We start from the raw sequence: 18,124 nt of genomic DNA on the forward strand, positions 1-18,124 counted from the left end.
AGCATTCACCGATTTCCATTTTAAAATCCGCCTTGGGTACAAGGCGGATCTTTGGTTTTAAGCTAAAATTATTTTGACGTCTCGAATTGTTCTGTTTCAGTGGAACCTGCAAGTGCTGTTGTGGATGATGTTCCACCAGAAACGACTTGTGCCACTTCATCAAAGTAACCAGTTCCCACTTCACGCTGATGACGTGTTGCTGTATAGCCGTCGGGCTCACTAGCGAACTCCGCTTGTTGAAGTTCTGAGTATGCAGCCATGCCGCGTTCTTTATAACCAAGAGCAAGGTTGAACATGCTATGATTCAATGAGTGGAAGCCTGCAAGTGTAACGAATTGGAATTTATAACCTAATTTACCCAATTCCACTTGATAATTGGCAATCTCTTCATCACTTAATTTCGCTTTCCAGTTAAATGATGGGGAACAATTGTAAGCAAGCAGTTTGCCCGGGAACTCTGCATGGATCGCTTCGGCAAAGCGGCGAGCATCCGCTAGATTAGGTTCAGAAGTCTCACACCAGATAAGGTCGGCATATGGAGCATAAGCAAGACCTCTTGCAATTGCTTGGTCAAGACCTGCGTTCGTGCGGTAGAATCCTTCTGGAGTCCTTTCACCCGTGATGAATGGTGCATCGACCGGATCAATATCATCGGTGATCAAATCTGCAGCATCAGCATCCGTACGGGCAATCAAGATAGTCGGTGTACCCATTACGTCGGCTGCCAATCGGGCGGAAACTAAATTCCGTACTGCCGTTTGGGTTGGAAGAAGGACTTTACCGCCTAGGTGACCACATTTTTTCTCGGAAGAAAGCTGGTCTTCAAAGTGAACGCCTGCCGCTCCAGCTTCAATCATGCCTTTCATTAATTCGAAGACGTTAAGGGAACCGCCAAAGCCAGCTTCAGCATCTGCCACGATTGGAGCGAACCAATCGATATCATCTTTTCCTTCAGCAAAGCTGATTTGGTCTGCACGCTGAAGTGTTTGATTAATGCGTTTAACCACTTGCGGTACGGAGTTGGCTGGATATAAACTTTGGTCAGGGTACATTTGCCCTGCGATGTTAGCATCTGCCGCCACTTGCCAGCCGCTTAAGTAGATTGCTTTTAAACCAGCTTTCACCTGCTGCATGGCCTGGTTACCAGTCAATGCTCCTAATGCATTGATGAAATCCTCTGTATTTAATAGATTCCATAGTTTTTCAGAACCACGACGTGCCAATGTTTGTTCAATATCGATGGAACCCCTTAGTTTAATAACTTCTTCGGCCGTATAAGGACGCTTGATTCCAGTCCACCGTGAGTCATTTTCCCAGCTTAGTTGTAATTTTTGCGCTCTCTCATTCTTCATCATTATTTCCTCCTAATTTATATCGTATTTTTTTGAATATTAAGATAATTTTTCGTATGCCGCGTTTGTTAAGAAATCTGCAAAGTCATCCGCTTCAATCAATTGTTCAAATAGTTTAGTAGACTCTTCAAACTTTCCTGATATGAAAGTTTCTTCCCCTACTTCCGATTTAATGACCGCCAATTCTTCTTCTTTGATTTGATGGAATAATTCCTCGGTTATTTTCCTGCCATCTTCGAGAATGCCTTTTGGATGACGGATCCATTGCCAGACTTGAGCCCTTGAAATTTCAGCGGTTGCAGCATCTTCCATTAAGTTATTGATGGGTGCCGCACCCCTGCCGCTTAGCCAAGAAGCGATATATTGGATGCCTACGTTAATATTCGTCCTTAATCCTGCCTCTGTGATCGTTCCTTCCGGTACAGCAAGCAGCTCTTGAGCTGTTACATGGACATCTTCCCGTTTTCGGAAAATTTGATTGGGTTTTGGGACGAGCAGGTCAAAAACCTCTTTTGCCGTGCTTACCATACCTGGGTGGGCAACCCATGTTCCATCATGACCGTCTCTTGCTTCGCGTTCTTTATCTGCCCTTACTTTCGCAAAAGCCTCATCGTTCTTAACCGGATCATTTTTAACAGGAATTTGCGCGGCCATCCCGCCAATTGCAGGAGCATTACGAGTGTGACATGTTTTGATTGCCAGCAGGGAATACGCCCTCATATTCGGGACGGTCATCGTGACCTGCTGCCGATCTGGGAAGATAACATCATCCGAGTGACGGAATTTTTTCAGGAAACTAAAGATATAATCCCAGCGGCCACAGTTCAGGCCTGCCGAATGTTCTTTCAGCTCGTACAGAATTTCATCCATTTCGAATGCAGCAAGAATCGTTTCTATCAAGACCGTTGCCTTGATGGTTCCTTGCGGAATTCTCAAATCGTTCTGTGCATATACGAATATTTCATTCCATAATCTTGCTTCGAGATGGCTTTCCAATTTTGGTAAGTAAAAGTATGGACCGCTTTGTTTTTCAATCAATGCTTTTGCGTTGTGGTAAAAGTACAGTCCAAAGTCAAAAATGCTGGCTGATATAGGCTGTCCATCCAAAAGGACATGTTTTTCCTCTAAATGCCAGCCGCGCGGCCTTACCTTTAGGACAGCTGTTCTTTCATTTAATTCATACACTTTGCCATTTGGATTTTTAAATGAAATGGTTCCGCGGATTGCATCGCGCAGATTCAATTGACCATCAATGCAATTCTCCCAAGTGGGCGAATTGGCATCTTCAAAGTCCGCCATGAATACATTGGCACCTGAGTTCATGGCATTAATGATCATTTTACGATCGACAGGTCCAGTGATTTCAACCCTGCGGTCCTGCAAATCATTCGGGAGGGGCGCAATTGTCCAATCACTTTCACGAATATGCATCGTTTCTTCAAGGAAATCAGGAAGCTTGCCTTGATTCAGTTCTTCCTGAACGCTTTTCCGACGTTCCAGAAGTTCTGCCCTTCTTCCACTGAAATGCCGTTCAATTCTTTCGATGAATTGAAGAGCATCCGTTGTAAGTATTTGTTCATATCCTGGCTTAATGCTGCCTGTAATTTGTAAGCCTTTTGCTTCCGTAATCATGTTGCCTCTCCACATCCTTTCCAACTCTCCTATGTTATAATACAGTTGTTTTATTTCCTGTTTGTATTATATAACACGTTGTATAAATTTGTCACCAGTTTTTTCTAAAAAATCTAAAAAAAGATTTTTCAGCATGTAAAAGCCTGATTTACCAATGTTTCCAAGGGGTTAATAATTTTTAAATCCTGTTATTATACACCTTTCATTCTCATGGAAATTATCATTTATTGGTGAAACAGAGAAAATCCATTTACATTGAAACTCCCATTTTAATGAAAAGCAAAAAAGCACCCTATAAAAATTTGGATGCTTTTATTGACCTTTTTTCCAGACCAAAAAGGCTGCCTAAAAGCTTGAGCCTTTAGACAGCCTTATATTATTTATGCCGAATGATGGTAACTTTCCCTTTATTCATCCTGTTCATGATAAACCGGATAACAATCGGTTTGAGGAGATTCCGGGTTGGCGGAAACACAAGGATCAATCCCATGATATCCGAGATGAGCCCAGGGGACAGCAACAGTGCAGCTCCGATAAAGATACAGATTCCATCAATGATTTCATTTCCTGGCATCATTCCGTAACGAATCTGTTCCTGTGCCTTTTTCCATGTTTCCATCCCTTGCCGTTTGGCCAAATAGGCTCCGATCAAGCCTGTGGCTACAATCAGGAACAGCGTTGGCCAAAAACCAATGAGATTGCCTGACAGCAAAAGGACAATAATTTCAACGACCGGCATCGCAATGATAAACATTAAAAAATATTTCATCCTACATTCCTCCTGCACAGCCCATTTCTGGTGCGGTACATCCATCTTACCTCATTGGCACGGAATCAGCCAAAATTTCGTTTTACAAAACGTTGGCATGTCCATCATAAATGACTCCACGACCTGCATCGACTGTTATTCTTTGACCATCCGTGAAAACCTTGGTCGCGTCCTCAGCCCCAACGATGACCGGTATGCCCAATGTGACTCCTACAACAGCTGCATGGCTTGTCAAACCGCCTTCTTCCGTAATCAATGCCGCACACTTTTCAATCGCCGGCATCATTTCGCGGTCCGAACCGATCGTAACCAATACAGAGCCTTCCGTCACTTTTTCCAAAGCTTCCTTGGCATTCTTGGCTATAACCACTTCACCTTTAGCTGATTTCCTGCCGATTCCTTGAGCCTTCAAAAGAACCTCTCCTAACACATGAATTTTCATCAAGTTAGTCGTACCTGTTTCACCTACAGGAACACCGGCTGTAATAACGACTAAATCCCCATGGGAAACTAAGCCAGAATGCAAGCTTTCATCTATTGCGGTTTGAAGCATTTCATCGGTAGTCGTCGCTTTTGGACCAATCTGCGGATAGACTCCCCAAGCCAATGCAAGCCGTCTTGAAACATGATCATTGGAAGTAACCGCAATGATCGGTGCTTTAGGGCGGTATTTGGAAATCATCCTTGCCGTATGGCCGCTTTCCGTAGGGGTGATGATTGCCCCGGCATTAAGATTAAGCGCGGTATGGGCAACGGATTGACCAATAGCATCAGTGACATTATGACGGTTCACTTTGCTTCTGACTGATAATATATCCCGATAATCAAGGGCAGTTTCAGCACGTGAAGCTATGTTATGCATCGTTTGCACCGCTTCGACAGGATAAGTTCCAGCAGCTGTTTCGCCAGAAAGCATGATTGCATCCGTTCCATCAAATATGGCATTGGCCACGTCACTTGCTTCTGCTCGGGTCGGCCTTGGGTTACGCTGCATCGAATCGAGCATTTGTGTAGCCGTTATGACTGGTTTTCCGGCATTATTACATTTTTTGATCATTTGTTTTTGGACTAATGGAACTTCTTCTGCAGGAATTTCCACTCCCAAGTCTCCACGTGCTACCATCAAGCCATCGGAAACTTCCAAAATTTCATCAAGACGGTCTACGCCCTCTTGATTTTCGATTTTAGGGATGATTTGAATATGTTCCGCTCCATTTTGCTGCAATAATTCACTTATTTCAAGCACGTCGGAAGCCCTGCGAACAAATGAGGCAGCAATGAAGTCGATACCCTGTTCGATTCCAAAAAGGATATCCTGTTCATCTTTCTCCGTTATGCCCGGCAGGTTAACCGAAACCCCAGGAACATTCACGCCTTTTTTGTTCTTAAGTGTACCGCTATTCAAGATCTTGGTATGGATTTCTTTTCTTACCTCATCTACCTTCAACACCTCAAGACCGATCAATCCATCATCCAAAAGGATTTTAGATCCTGGGTGGACATCATGCATAAGCCCTCCATAGGTAATGGAGAATTTTTCAGGTGTTCCCAGGACTTCATTCATGGAAATAATGACTTCATTGCCGGCTACAAGCTCCATAGAATCATTTTCCATATTATTTGTCCTTATTTCAGGTCCTTTTGTATCCAATAGGATGGCAACCTGTTTACCCGCTTTTTCGCTCGCTTCCCTGATATTGCGGATTCTAGCGGCATGTTCTTCATGATTTCCATGAGAAAAGTTAAGACGTGCCACATTCATCCCTGCTTCTATTAATTGAACCAGCTTTTCTATACTTTCACTAGCGGGTCCAATCGTACAAACAATCTTGGTTTTACGCATGTGTCATCCTCCTTTAAGGAAAACTCGCCGCCTGTCCACCTTTTGAAGACAGGGGCGCAGTGTTTTATGTCTTCTATTTAAATACCCAATTCTTTAAAACCAATTCCTATCAATAATGATTAAATCGATAGCTCTGCAGATAAATCATACATCTTCTTGTCAATTGTATGCGGTTTAGCAAGAGCTTCGATGATATCATAATCAACAAGTTGATTTTGTTCTATCCCTACAGCCCTGCCTCCTTTTCCTTCAAGAAGCAATTCAACCGCTTTTGCTCCAAGGCGGCTTGCCAATACCCGGTCATTAGCCGAAGGAGATCCTCCGCGCTGAACATGGCCCAGGACAGTTACACGGGTTTCAATTCCTGCTTTCGCCTCAATACTCCTGGAGATATCAACGGCACTTCCAACGCCTTCAGCTACAATGATGATACTGTGCTTTTTCCCTCGGTCATGTCCGCGGTTCAGCTTCCCAATCAAATCATCTATATCATATTCATATTCAGGACAAAGAATCGTTTCAGCTCCGCCAGCCAATCCAGCCCAAAGCGCAATATCGCCGGCATCTCTTCCCATCACTTCAACCACATAAGTCCTTTCATGAGAAGTAGCCGTATCCCGAATTTTATCGATAGCATCGATGACTGTATTCAGGGCCGTATCGAAACCAATCGTAAAGTCCGTACCCGGTATGTCATTATCAATTGTTCCAGGAACTCCGATACAAGGAAAGCCCCTTTCCGTTAAAGCTTTTGCTCCGCGGTATGAACCATCGCCACCAATTATGACAATGCCCTCGATACCAAGTTTATTCAATTGTTCAATCGCTTTCAGCTGGCCTTCCTCTGTCTTAAATTCCGGACAGCGAGCCGTATGTAACATCGTGCCGCCTCGATGAATGATATCCCCGACCGACCCAAGTTCAAGCTTCTTTATATTTCCATTTATTAAACCCTGATAACCATGATAAATCCCGAAGACCTCAATTTCATGAAAAATTGCTTTCCGGACAACCGCTCGGACTGCCGCATTCATGCCTGGAGAATCTCCTCCACTTGTCAATACACCTATTCTTTTCATAAATGTCACCTCTCTACAGCACTAATCAATTTCAAGCTTTATTATATCATTGTACCCTTTTTCAAGCTTCAATAAGCAGTAACTTGTTTCACTTATGCTCACTTGATGTTATAAGCCTAACCGATTCTCTTCAGAAATTGAAGTAAAATGGCGTAAAAGTTTACATTCTACACACAAACCATATTCTTTACTCGTTTCGGTAATGAATACATATGCGCCCATGAAAGGATGAAAAAACGTGTTGCCCCAGGCAGCACGTTTTTCCATTTACAATATGTGTTTATGAATGCTGTTCCACTTCCTTAGGTTCGCCCTCAGGTTGTTTTGCAAATTCATATTCACCGATTTTCTTGAATTTCATATAACGCTGGTTGATAAGATCATCACTATTCAATGGCAGAAGTTCATTGAATGAACGTTTCAGGATATCCTTGATGGCTTCAGCCTGTAAATTCGAATCCCGATGGGCGCCGCCCCTCACTTCAGGAATGATCTCATCGATGACTCCTAAGCGGTTTAAGTCGGGAGCCGTGATTTTCATCGATTCCGCAGCCCTCTTAGCCTGGGAGGCATCCTTCCACAGCAAGGCTGCAGCCCCTTCAGGGGAAATTACCGAATATGTTGAGTTCTCAAGCATGAAAATTCGGTCTCCGACGCCAAGTGCCAATGCACCTCCGCTTCCGCCTTCACCGATGACTATACTGATGACCGGTACCTTCAGCCCTGCCATTTCGAAAAGGTTTTTCGCAATGGCTTCACTTTGCCCGCGCTCTTCAGCAGCTTTACCAGGGAAAGCTCCCTTCGTATCAATGAAACAAATGATCGGCCGGTTGAATTTTTCAGCCTGTTTCATCAGACGCAATGCTTTTCGATAGCCTTCAGGATGGGGCATGCCAAAGTTACGACGGATGTTTTCCTTCGTATCCTTACCTCGTTGATGGCCGATGACCGTCACGGCAAGTCCATCAAATTGCGCGATTCCAGCGACAATCGCTTCATCATCCCCATAATAACGATCACCATGAAACTCGATGAAGTCATTGAATAATAGCGGAATGTAATCAAGCGTCGTCGGACGTGCTGGATGCCGGGCAATCTGAACGCGATCCCACGGTTTAAGATGGTTATAAATATCCACTTCCAGCTTCTCTAAACGCTTTTCCAATGTTTCGATTTCAGCGGTAAGGTCTACATCAGCATCCTTCGAAATAGACTTTAGCTCTTTAATCTTATTTCTGAGGTCCGTAATGGGACGCTCGAACTCCAATTCGTAAATCATAACCACTCACCGCCCGGGGCATGGATTTTAAGGATCGTCGTCAAGGTTTCCTTCATTTCCGTCCGTTTGACGACCGCATCCAATTGGCCGTGTTTCATCAAGAATTCAGCCGTTTGGAAATCTTCAGGAAGCTCTTCATGGATCGTCTGTTCAATGATCCGTCTTCCCGCAAAACCAATAAGGGCTCCAGGTTCGGCTAGGTTAATATCGCCAAGTGATGCGAAACTTGCCGAAACCCCACCTGTGGTAGGATGGGTCATCATTGATATGATCAGCCCGCCTTCATTGCTGAATATCTTAAGTGCTGCACTTGTCTTTGCCATTTGCATCAAGCTTAAAACACCCTCCTGCATCCGAGCGCCGCCTGATGCCGTAAATATGATGAACGGAATCTTCAATTCACCTGCACGTTCGATGGCACGGGTAATTTTTTCCCCAACAACGGAGCCCATGCTCCCCATCCGGAAATTCGAATCCATTATGGCTGTTGAAACTTGGTACCCATTGATGCTTCCAACTCCTGTGACAACCGCCTCATTAATCTTGGCTTTCTTTCTATCTTTTTCCAATTTTTCTAAGTAATCCGGAAATTCAAGCGGGTTAACGGAAATCATTTCTTTATCAAATTCATTAAAACTGCCGGCGTCGAATAAAAATTCGATGCGCTCATGGGAAGACATCGGATGGTGATGCCCGCAATGTAAACAAACTTTCTTGTTTTTCACCAATTCTTTTGTATACATGATTTTTTTACAGCCGGTGCACTTTGTCATGATCCCTTCTGGTACATCTTGTTTCTCCCGATCTAAAGGAACCGTTGCATATTTCTTCTTAGACTTCGCAAATAGCTCTTTAAGCAAGCTTAATCCTCCCTTTACCACCAATTATCTATTTTATGATACTTGGTACAAACTATATCAGAAATAAAATTAGTATCGTGTAAAAAGGTGTCACTCGACCTTCGACATATTTCTAATTCTAATAAGATACGTTTCGATGGCTTTTTCTTCATCACGTTCGAGCAAATATGTAAGAAGTGACAGATAATCTTCTTTTTTCACATTACCCTGTACCATCTCTGATGTTCTAGCATAGCTGTTGACAATGCGCCAAATTCTTTCCAGCAATCGATTGCGATTCAAAATGGCAATCCTTAAAAAGAAATCATCATCATGAAACTCATCCGCTTTGACCCAGACCATTAATCTTTTGATGTCCTCAGCCGTAGCGAAAAAGGCGACGATCCGCAAACAGTCAATTTCAATCAGCCTTTTCGTCTCAGACAAATCTTCTTGTACTTTTTTATCTTGCAAAAAAAAGGTTCCCAGAAGCTCGACTAGCTTATGCTCCTGGAAATCCCTGATAAACGTCCCTTCACCACGCCTTGTTTCTATTAATCCTAATAGCTCTAAGGCACGCAATGCTTCACGGACAGAGGAACGGCCTACATTAAAACGATCCGATAACTCCCGTTCTGATGGGATTTTATCTCCCGGCAGGAGGCTGTCCGCTTCAATCATGCTACGTAGGCTCTCAACTACATCGAGATAAATTTTGGATGAAGATGTACGACCTGCCAAATTAATTATTCCTCACTTTTTCCAATGATCGCTAATTTCCTTGTTTTTTCTTTAATTTCCTCGGGATTCACATTAATTCTAGCCACTCCCGTTTCCATCGCTGCCTTGGCAACAGCAGCCGCAACGGCAGGTGCTACCCTCTCATCAAATGGAGCAGGGATAACGTAGTCTTCGTTTAACTCATGTTCCTGTATTAAACCGGCAATGGCTTGTACTGCAGCAACCTTCATTTTTTCATTGATATGTGTTGCACGTACATCCAAGGCACCACGGAAAATCCCTGGGAAAGCAAGGACGTTATTGACCTGATTCGGGAAATCCGAACGGCCTGTTCCTACAACCTTGGCACCCGCTGCTTTCGCATCTTCCGGCATGATTTCCGGATCTGGATTAGCCATCGCGAAAATGATCGCATCCCGATTCATCGAAGAAACCATTTCTTTTGTCAATGCACCTGCGGCAGAAACACCGATAAATACATCAGCGTTTTGAATGACAGTTTCCAAAGGTCCTGAAATCTTATTTCGATTGGTGACTTTCGCCACTTGTTCTTTTGTATCATTCATACCTGTCGAACGGCCCTCATAAATGGCACCCTTCGTATCACACATGATGATGTCACGAACTCCATAGCTATAAAGCAATTTAATGATGGCAATGCCCGCAGCGCCTGCTCCATTCGCCACCACTTTTATTTCCGACATTGATTTATTCACAAGTCGTAACGCGTTCACTAGACCGGCAACAGTAACAATGGCTGTACCGTGCTGATCATCATGAAAAACAGGAATATTCATTTCTTTCTTGAGTCGTTCCTCAATTTCAAAACAATTTGGTGCGGCTATGTCCTCTAAGTTCACTCCGCCGAAAGTCGGTTCGAGTAATTTAACGGTCTCTACAATTTTGTCCACATCCGTCGTTTTTAAACAGATTGGGAAAGCGTCCACTCCAGCGAAACTTTTAAATAATACGGCTTTTCCTTCCATAACCGGCATAGCAGCTTCCGGACCGATGTTTCCAAGTCCCAACACAGCCGTTCCATCAGAAATAACGGCAACAGTATTCCCCTTCATTGTATAGTCATAGACGGTTTCCGGCTTATCGTAAATATCTTTACACGGTTCTGCGACACCAGGAGAGTAAGCCAGGCTTAAATCTACTGCATTCCGTACCGGTACTTTCGAAACTGTTTCTAATTTTCCTTGATTCAAGCGGTGCATATGCAATGCTTCTTCTCTTAATGTCATAGTTTCACTCCTAAAACAAATTGGATAACCCATATCTTATATGCTGAAATCTAGTGGTCAGACCACAGCGGCCTGTTTTCAATATAACATAACTATTAAAGTTGTAAAACAGTTATTCTTTCTTGTAAACCACATTCCCTTTTCCGACCAAGTCAAATAATGCCTGCATCAGACTATCTGAAGGATTGACCCAATCCCAATAAGATAGCTGTACATAGCGGTTTTCCCTCTCGTAAAAAAGCATGACCTTGGTTTCACCGCTATGCTGCGTTAAAATTTTTTTTATTTTTTGCAGTGTATCCTTCGTTTGCTTGCCGGCCTCAATTTTCAGGAATATCGTTCCGTTCTGTTCCTCTTTCATCTGCTTCACTTTTTCAAGCGGGTATACGTTCCTGATCAGGAGCTGTGTTTTTCCATCCCGCTCTTCCAATGTTCCTTGCAGCATAACGAGTTGTCCATGATTCAAGTCGGCAGAGTGGTTTTTATAAACATTTGGAAAAACGACCGCTTCAATATCCCCCTCTTCATCACTAACACTCAAGAAAGCCATCACATCGCCCTTTTTTGTCCTTATTGTTTTAACCGACGTAATGTATGCGCCAAGTAAGACTTTTGATTCCTTTTTATCGGTAGCTTCATCTATGGTCAAGCATCCGAAGTGCTGAAAAAGTTCTCTGTAGCTTGTCACCGGATGATTCGACAGATAAAGCCCCAATGCGCTTTTTTCCAATGAGAGTTTGTGCTCGATAGGGATGGGATCGACCCGGTTGTATTTCGGTTTGAGTGAAAACTCGCCATCCGAAAACATATCGAATAGGTCATCATCCGGATTAACCAATTCCGTATGATTGATCGCTACGTCCAAGCTCGCCAACAATGTTGCCCGGTCTTCACCGAATTCATCAAATGCACCTGAATGCACAAGCGCCTCCAACACTTTCCTATTTACGATTTTCCCTGAAACGCGCAAACAGAAATCGAATAAATCAGCGAACTTCTTCTGCCTCCTCGCAGCAAATATTTCTTTCAGGACCGTACCGCCTATCCCTTTTATGGCTCCAAGGCTATAACGGATCCCTTCCTTTTCCGATAAAAACGGGTATCCGCTCCGGTTAATCGAGGGAGGCAGAACCGATATCCCTTTCTTTTTTGCTTCACGGATATATTGCGAAATCTTTTCATCATTCCCGACGACCGATGTCAAGAGTGCTGCCATGAAATATTCCGGATGGTGGGTTTTCAAGTAACCAAGCTGATAAGCGATGAAACTATACGCCACCGCATGGCTTCGGTTGAATCCGTAGTTAGCGAAGCGGACAATCAAGGAATAAATCTCATCTGCCGTTTTTTCGGAATATCCTTGTTTCAATGAGCCGCTCACGAAATGCTGCCGCTCTTGATCCAGTACATCCTTCTTCTTCTTGGAAACGGCACGGCGGAGCAGGTCAGCCTCCCCTAGTGAAAACCCGGCTAAACGGGAGGCAATTTGCATGATTTGTTCTTGATATACGATGACCCCGTATGTAGGCTCGAGGATATCCTTCAAATCCTCGTGAAGGTAATCAATCGGAGCCAGTCCATGTTTTCTCTCGATGAACAGCGGTATATTTTCCATCGGACCTGGACGATATAGGGCATTGACCGCGACGATATCCTCGAATCGGTTCGGTTTAAGCTTGATCAAAACCTTTCGGATGCCATCCGATTCGAATTGAAACACCCCGGTTGTTTCCCCTCTCCCTAAAAGGGCTAGCGTCTCGGGGTCATCCATCGGGATATGGGACAAGTCGAGCTTTTTCCCCGTTCCCTTTTTAATGTTATTTAGAATATTATCGATGAGCGTTAAATTGCGAAGTCCAAGAAAATCCATTTTAAGAAGTCCCAGTTCTTCGAGAAGGTCCATTGGATATTGAGTCAAATGGATTCCGTCATGCCCTCCCTGAATCGGAATATGCTCGGTCAGTGCTTGGTCGCTGATGACGACGCCGGCAGCATGAGTCGAAGCATGGCGAGGCAGACCTTCAAGCAATAACGCGGTTTGAAAAAGTTTTTGATTCAGGTCACTCTCATTAACGAATTCCCTGAGCCTTTTCGATTCCTTGAAAGCCTCGGGAAGCGTGATGCCCATACGGCCTGGAATCATTTTCGATACCGCTTCCTGTTCCTTTGAATTCAAGCCGAAAACACGTCCTGTGTCCCTTAACGCAGCCTTGGCAGCCAATGTTCCGAATGTAATGATTTGTGCTACATGAAGTTCCCCGTACTTCTTCGCGACATAGGCAATCACTTCTTCGCGGCGGTTATCCGGAAAGTCAATGTCGATATCCGGCATCGAGACACGTTCCGGATTCAGGAAACGCTCGAACAGCAAGGAATGTTCGATTGGATCGACATCCGTGATCGACAGGACATAAGCAACCATCGATCCGGCGGCAGAGCCCCTTCCAGGACCAGTCAGGATTTGATGGTCCTTAGCGAATTTCATGAAATCCCAAACGATTAAAAAGTAATCGCTAAATTTCATCTTGGTGATGACATCCAATTCATATCGTAGGCGCTCTTCATATTGAATGGATGGCTCCGGCAATCTTTTCTTCAATCCCTGGAAACAGATGGCTTCGAGCATTTCCTCGGCTGTGACTCCATCTTCAGTAGGGTACTTAGGCAGCAGTGAACGATGAAATGGAATTTCCAGATTGCATTGCGCGGCAATATGTAGTGTATTTTCGAGTGCATCCGGTCTGTCATGGAATAGTTCTGCCATCTGAGCCCGGCTTTTCAAATAAAATTGATCTGATTCAAGAACCGTATGCGTCTCATCCGCCAGCTTGTCGCCATTTCCAATTGCCAACAGGACTTCTTGTGCGAGTGCATCGCTTTCATTCAAATAATAGACCGGATTCGTCGCGACAATCTTTATCTCTAAATCTCTCGCCAGCTGACTTATAGCTTCGTTACCTCTTTCCTCATCCGCAATCGAAAGTCTCTGTATGGATACATAAAAATCATCATGACCAAAAATTTCCATAAATCGCCCTGCTGCCTGTTTGGCTTCTTCAGGTTTTTCTTCTCTCAATAGCGTTTCTATTTGCCCCTCCGCACCCGGTGTGATTGCAATCAAACCCCTGGAATAGGCTTTTAGCCAATTCATCGGAATGCCTGACGGGGATTTCGTTTTTATGGCACTGCTTATTTTAAGCAGGTTTTGATATCCTTGCAGACTTTTTGCCAATAAAAGAAGTCCATGTGACGATTCCCGTTCATCAAGGACATCCGCAAGTATGCCGATGATCGGCTTTATACCCTGTCTCTTGCATTCTTTATAAAAATAGACCGAACCGTACATAACATTTCGATCGGTTAAGGCAAGACTTGTACAGCCATCCGCTTTCGCTTTGGCCACAAGTTCAGTGATCTTCACCGTACTTGTCAGCAGGCTGTATCCGCTCTGAATATGGAGATGAGTATACACGTTTTTTCTCCCACCTTTGTAAGGCATGTTTCTTTTCATTATAGTGTTTATTTCAAAAAAAGAAAATATGTTCTCATTACCAATGCAATTTAACTTCCTGATTTCCGGCGACTATCATATTACCTCTGAACTTCCCATATATATGGAATAGAAGAATATCAAGCAAAAAAGGATGATGATATATGAATGAAGCCTTTGTTCCAGCCTTTCTCAACAGCTTTTTCATATCGCTTGGCGTATTGCTTGGCGGCTCGATAATCGGGGGCCTTGCGGCTTTTTTTACTGGACAAGCCCCGATGACGACTGTATTCCGGCTGTCGGACAGCCTTCGTATTTGGGCCATTGTCGCTGCGATCGGGGGTACTTTTGATATGGTCTATAATTTCGAACGCGGTATTTTCCACGGAGAAACGAAGGATATAGTCAAGCAGGTCCTATTGATTCTATCTGCACTTGGAGGGGCACAGACAGGAGCACTGATCATAAACTGGTTCACGCAAGAGCATATTTCACCATGAGAATTCCTCCCTATCACAGGTCTCCCACCTGGCAGCGTTTTTTTGCCGGAGCCGCACTTGGCGGATTGATCAGCTGGGTGATTTTCTTTTATATGCATGGTGTCCAGCAGGAAAAGCAGATCCGGACCCTTCACGAACAAAGAGAAGAGATCAAGGATTTAAACGGGGAAATCGCAATTTGGGAGCAGGATTATAAAAAATTGAACGAGAAAAACGAGGAAATCCTGACGATTCAGGAAGTGGAAGTAACCATCACGAATGAAAAATACAGTCTGGATCGGCTGAGCATTGCAGAAGCGGAGGATGTGATTGAGGACGACCTTTCCTCTCTTCTCGCCAAAGATGTCGCCAGTGTCTATGACGGAAAGGTGCTTTTGAAAAAATCGATAGAAAATAAGATCGTGACCATCAATAAAAAGCGCTATCGACTTGAAGTCGTCGAGATCATGTTTTATACGAAAATGAATATTGAAATCAAACTAAAAAGGACTACTTCTTAGATGTTGGCTTAATTGATTTCTACCAAATTTAAAGACCAAATCATATGCGATTTGGTCTTTAAGTTTTTTCATTCCGCTTTATTCAACTCTTCCATGTCGGCAAGGATATTATCCACTTCATCCCAGGAATGAATCGACGCCCCTGCTGCAAGCGGGTGGCCTCCGCCGTTATATTTACGGGCAATCGTATTGATGATTGGTCCTTTAGAACGGAAACGGACTCTGATTTCTTTATCCTCTTCAATGAAGAAGACCCAAGACTTAACATTTTTAATCGAACCGAGTGAGGAAACGAGCTGAGATGCCTCAGATGTAGAAGCATGGAATTTTTCAAGTATATCTTTTGTGATGATCATTTTCCCCGTTCCATATGGAAGGATTTCAAAATGCTGCAGCACATAGCCATTCAACCGGACTATGCTTTCCTCGACGTCATACATCTCCTGATATAACTGGGGGCGGGAGAACGAGTAGTGAATCAACTCACTGGCATAGGCAAATGTCTTTTCAGTCGTACTTTGGAATAGGAAACGACCTGTATCGCCAACAATGCCTGCATATAGAAGGCGTGCCGCTTCATCACTCATCTTCAAGCCTTCCTCTTTCCCGAACTGGTAAAACTCATAAATCATTTCACTTGTCGAACTTGCCGATGTATCGACCCAGCGCATATCGCCATATGGATCTTCATTGGGATGATGATCGATCTTAATCAGTTTATCCCCCCTTGTGTACCGTACATCACAAATCCGGTCCGTATTTGCGGTATCACAAACGATGACGAGAGCACCTTCATATGTTTCATCCGAAATCACATCTAACCTTCTTAAGTAATTCAATGACGGTTCTTCTTTCCCGACCGTAAAAATTCGCTTTTCGGGGAAAGATGCTTTCAGGATTTCCGCCAATCCTCCCTGTGAACCATAAGCGTCCGGATCTGGACGGACATGACGATGGAGAATGATAGTATCATAACGCTTTATATCTGCTAATATTTCAGCTTTCATATAGATCTCCCCTTAACATATGTATTATCGAGCCTAATAAAGATGATATATTTCATTTAATCAAAAAATTGCGGAAATAGGAAGACTCATCTTGTTTACTGTGGCATTCTCTTTCATTTCCCGCTACAATAAAAAGGTACATATGTTAAATTGGGGGAATTTCAAACGATGCCTATTCTTGTCACCTTGATCGTTCTTTCATTAGGGGTCTATCTGTTTTATAAAATCAAATCGGTCCGAACCAGAATGCCGATGGAGAAAAAGTGGATTTCAGGGAAGTCTTCCATTGCCCTCGGTGCGTTTGTCGCACTATTCGGAATCAATCAGCTTTTTCTATTCCACACGACCATCACTTATATCATTGCTGCCGTTTTCATCTTCGTTGGCCTATTCAGTATTTGGGGCGGCTATAAAATGTATAAATTTTATTTGCCGCATGCAATCGAAGAAGCTGCGAATCAAAAAGGATAATCGAAATTCGATTATCCTTTTTATTTTTATGATCGGTCGAGCAATTGGCAAGTCAACATCGCCTTGCCGACTAGTTTGCCTTGGTTAAACACTTCAACATCCACTTTTCCGAATTTACGTCCTACATCGAGGACACGCGGATGGATTTCAAGCGTACTGTCGATCTGGACTGGCTTGATGAAATAGATCGTCATGTTTTCCACGACCAAGTCACCGCGCTTATAGCTTCGAAGTGCACGATTTGCTGAGTCGGTGACCAATGTCGTGAACACACCGCTTGAAATGGTCCCAAGGTAATTGGTCATCTGCGGGGTGACTCCATAGTTATACACTTCCTCGCCCTTGCCCCGATTCGAAGTCATCACAAGCTGGCTTGTGATTGTATCGTCGATCGTTTCGCCGACCTGAGGCTGCCTTTGGCTCATTTGCAGTGCCTTCAGGACATCCTGCCTGCTCACGATACCCTTGAGGATATGACTGTCATTCACGACCGGGATTAACTCAATCCCTTCCCAAACCATCATATGTGCAGAAGATGCCACACTCATTTTATCGCCTACGGTCATCGGGTTTTTCGTCATCACCTTATCAATGAGCGTCAACTCTTCCTGTCCGATGATATCTTTTGATGTGACCATTCCTTGAACCTTCATATTGTCATCGACAACAGGGAAACGGCTATGCCCGGATTCCTGATTCAGTTCATGCCAAGTCTGAACCCGGTCACCCACCGTTAAAAAGGTCGTTTCCTGTACGGGTGTCAAAATATCCTCCACCAGCAAGATTTCCTTTTTGATCAATTGGTCATAGATTGCCCGATTGATCATCGTTGCGACGGTAAACGTATCGTAACTTGTTGAGATGACTGGCATCTCCAATTCATCGGCTAACCTTTTAACGGGCTCTTCCGTATCGAATCCCCCGGTGATCAGCACTGCTGCACCCGCTTTTAACGCGTGCTCGTGGGCCTGTGTACGGTTCCCGACGATCAGCAGGTTTCCTGCACCCGTATATCTCATCATGGCATCCAGCTTCATCGCCCCGATGACGAATTTATTTAATGTCTTATGAAGTCCCGTTTTCCCGCCCAGAACTTGTCCGTCAACAATATTGACTACCTCTGCGAAAGTGAGCTTTTCAATATTCTCTTTTTTCTTTTTCTCAATGCGGATCGTGCCTACCCGCTCAATAGAGCTCACGTAGCCCTGGTTCTCCGCCTCTTTAATTGCCCGGTATGCCGTACCTTCACTAACATTCAATGCTTTCGCTATTTGACGGACGGAAATCTTTTCGCCGACAGGGAGCCCATCGATATGTTTCAATATTTGTTCATGCTTTGTAGCCAAGCGCTTCACCCTTTTCACGGTATTCCTAT

The 18,124-nt window shown here is 43.9% G+C and carries 15 protein-coding genes; 3 read left to right on the forward strand and 12 right to left on the reverse strand.

Annotated features, from left to right (window positions below):
• Positions 1–68: 68 nt before the first annotated feature.
• The 10 genes from aceA to dnaE all read right to left on the reverse strand — a co-directional run bounded on the left by aceA (position 69) and on the right by dnaE (position 14,253).
• The gene (gene aceA / locus ABOA58_RS19870) at positions 69–1,352 is read right to left on the reverse strand and encodes an isocitrate lyase (protein WP_350302917.1); all 1,284 of its coding nucleotides are present in this window, start codon (positions 1,350–1,352) and stop codon (positions 69–71) included.
• 39 nt (positions 1,353–1,391) lie between these two features.
• Positions 1,392–2,984 (reverse strand): malate synthase A, encoded by a 1,593-nt coding sequence (gene aceB, locus ABOA58_RS19875; RefSeq protein WP_350299687.1) that lies wholly within the window; start codon positions 2,982–2,984, stop codon positions 1,392–1,394.
• 376 nt (positions 2,985–3,360) lie between these two features.
• Complete coding sequence (locus tag ABOA58_RS19880; RefSeq protein ID WP_034309123.1) at positions 3,361–3,753, reverse strand: FxsA family protein; 393 nt, start codon at positions 3,751–3,753, stop codon at positions 3,361–3,363.
• A gap of 82 nt (positions 3,754–3,835) precedes the next feature.
• The gene (gene pyk / locus ABOA58_RS19885) at positions 3,836–5,596 is read right to left on the reverse strand and encodes a pyruvate kinase (protein WP_350299688.1); all 1,761 of its coding nucleotides are present in this window, start codon (positions 5,594–5,596) and stop codon (positions 3,836–3,838) included.
• A gap of 119 nt (positions 5,597–5,715) precedes the next feature.
• Complete coding sequence (gene pfkA / locus ABOA58_RS19890; RefSeq protein WP_350299689.1) at positions 5,716–6,675, reverse strand: 6-phosphofructokinase; 960 nt, start codon at positions 6,673–6,675, stop codon at positions 5,716–5,718.
• Between the two features lie 280 nt (positions 6,676–6,955).
• Positions 6,956–7,954: an acetyl-CoA carboxylase carboxyl transferase subunit alpha gene (accA, locus tag ABOA58_RS19895; RefSeq protein ID WP_350299690.1), complete on the reverse strand. Its 999-nt coding sequence runs from the start codon at positions 7,952–7,954 to the stop codon at positions 6,956–6,958.
• A complete protein-coding gene (gene accD / locus ABOA58_RS19900) occupies positions 7,951–8,814 on the reverse strand; it encodes an acetyl-CoA carboxylase, carboxyltransferase subunit beta (protein ID WP_230176751.1) in 864 nt (287 codons plus the stop codon). Before accD ends, accA begins: the two co-directional genes overlap by 4 nt.
• A gap of 90 nt (positions 8,815–8,904) precedes the next feature.
• A complete protein-coding gene (locus ABOA58_RS19905) occupies positions 8,905–9,534 on the reverse strand; it encodes a FadR/GntR family transcriptional regulator (RefSeq protein ID WP_350299691.1) in 630 nt (209 codons plus the stop codon).
• 5 nt (positions 9,535–9,539) lie between these two features.
• Entirely contained in the window at positions 9,540–10,781 is a 1,242-nt protein-coding gene (locus ABOA58_RS19910; protein WP_350299692.1) for an NAD(P)-dependent malic enzyme, read from the reverse strand.
• Between the two features lie 112 nt (positions 10,782–10,893).
• Positions 10,894–14,253 (reverse strand): DNA polymerase III subunit alpha, encoded by a 3,360-nt coding sequence (dnaE, locus tag ABOA58_RS19915; RefSeq protein WP_350299693.1) that lies wholly within the window; start codon positions 14,251–14,253, stop codon positions 10,894–10,896.
• Between the two features lie 182 nt (positions 14,254–14,435).
• Between dnaE and ABOA58_RS19920 the strand changes: the two genes are divergently transcribed.
• Together ABOA58_RS19920 and ytrI are read left to right on the forward strand one after the other, a co-directional pair.
• Positions 14,436–14,771: a YtrH family sporulation protein gene (locus ABOA58_RS19920; protein WP_034309135.1), complete on the forward strand. Its 336-nt coding sequence runs from the start codon at positions 14,436–14,438 to the stop codon at positions 14,769–14,771.
• Positions 14,768–15,271 (forward strand): sporulation membrane protein YtrI, encoded by a 504-nt coding sequence (gene ytrI, locus ABOA58_RS19925; RefSeq protein WP_350299694.1) that lies wholly within the window; start codon positions 14,768–14,770, stop codon positions 15,269–15,271. Before ABOA58_RS19920 ends, ytrI begins: the two co-directional genes overlap by 4 nt.
• A gap of 68 nt (positions 15,272–15,339) precedes the next feature.
• Here the strand turns inward: ytrI and ABOA58_RS19930 are convergent, their stop codons facing one another.
• Entirely contained in the window at positions 15,340–16,278 is a 939-nt protein-coding gene (locus tag ABOA58_RS19930) for a DHH family phosphoesterase (protein ID WP_350299695.1), read from the reverse strand.
• Between the two features lie 168 nt (positions 16,279–16,446).
• On the opposite strand from ABOA58_RS19930, the gene ABOA58_RS19935 reads away from it, so the two are divergent.
• Entirely contained in the window at positions 16,447–16,749 is a 303-nt protein-coding gene (locus ABOA58_RS19935) for a YtpI family protein (RefSeq protein ID WP_034309143.1), read from the forward strand.
• A 26-nt stretch (positions 16,750–16,775) separates the two neighbouring features.
• Here the strand turns inward: ABOA58_RS19935 and ABOA58_RS19940 are convergent, their stop codons facing one another.
• Positions 16,776–18,095: a DRTGG domain-containing protein gene (locus ABOA58_RS19940; RefSeq protein ID WP_137018167.1), complete on the reverse strand. Its 1,320-nt coding sequence runs from the start codon at positions 18,093–18,095 to the stop codon at positions 16,776–16,778.
• Between the last annotated feature and the right edge of the window lie 29 nt (positions 18,096–18,124).

The organism is Peribacillus frigoritolerans (genome assembly GCF_040250305.1).
Classification (GTDB): Bacteria; Bacillota; Bacilli; order Bacillales; family DSM-1321; genus Peribacillus.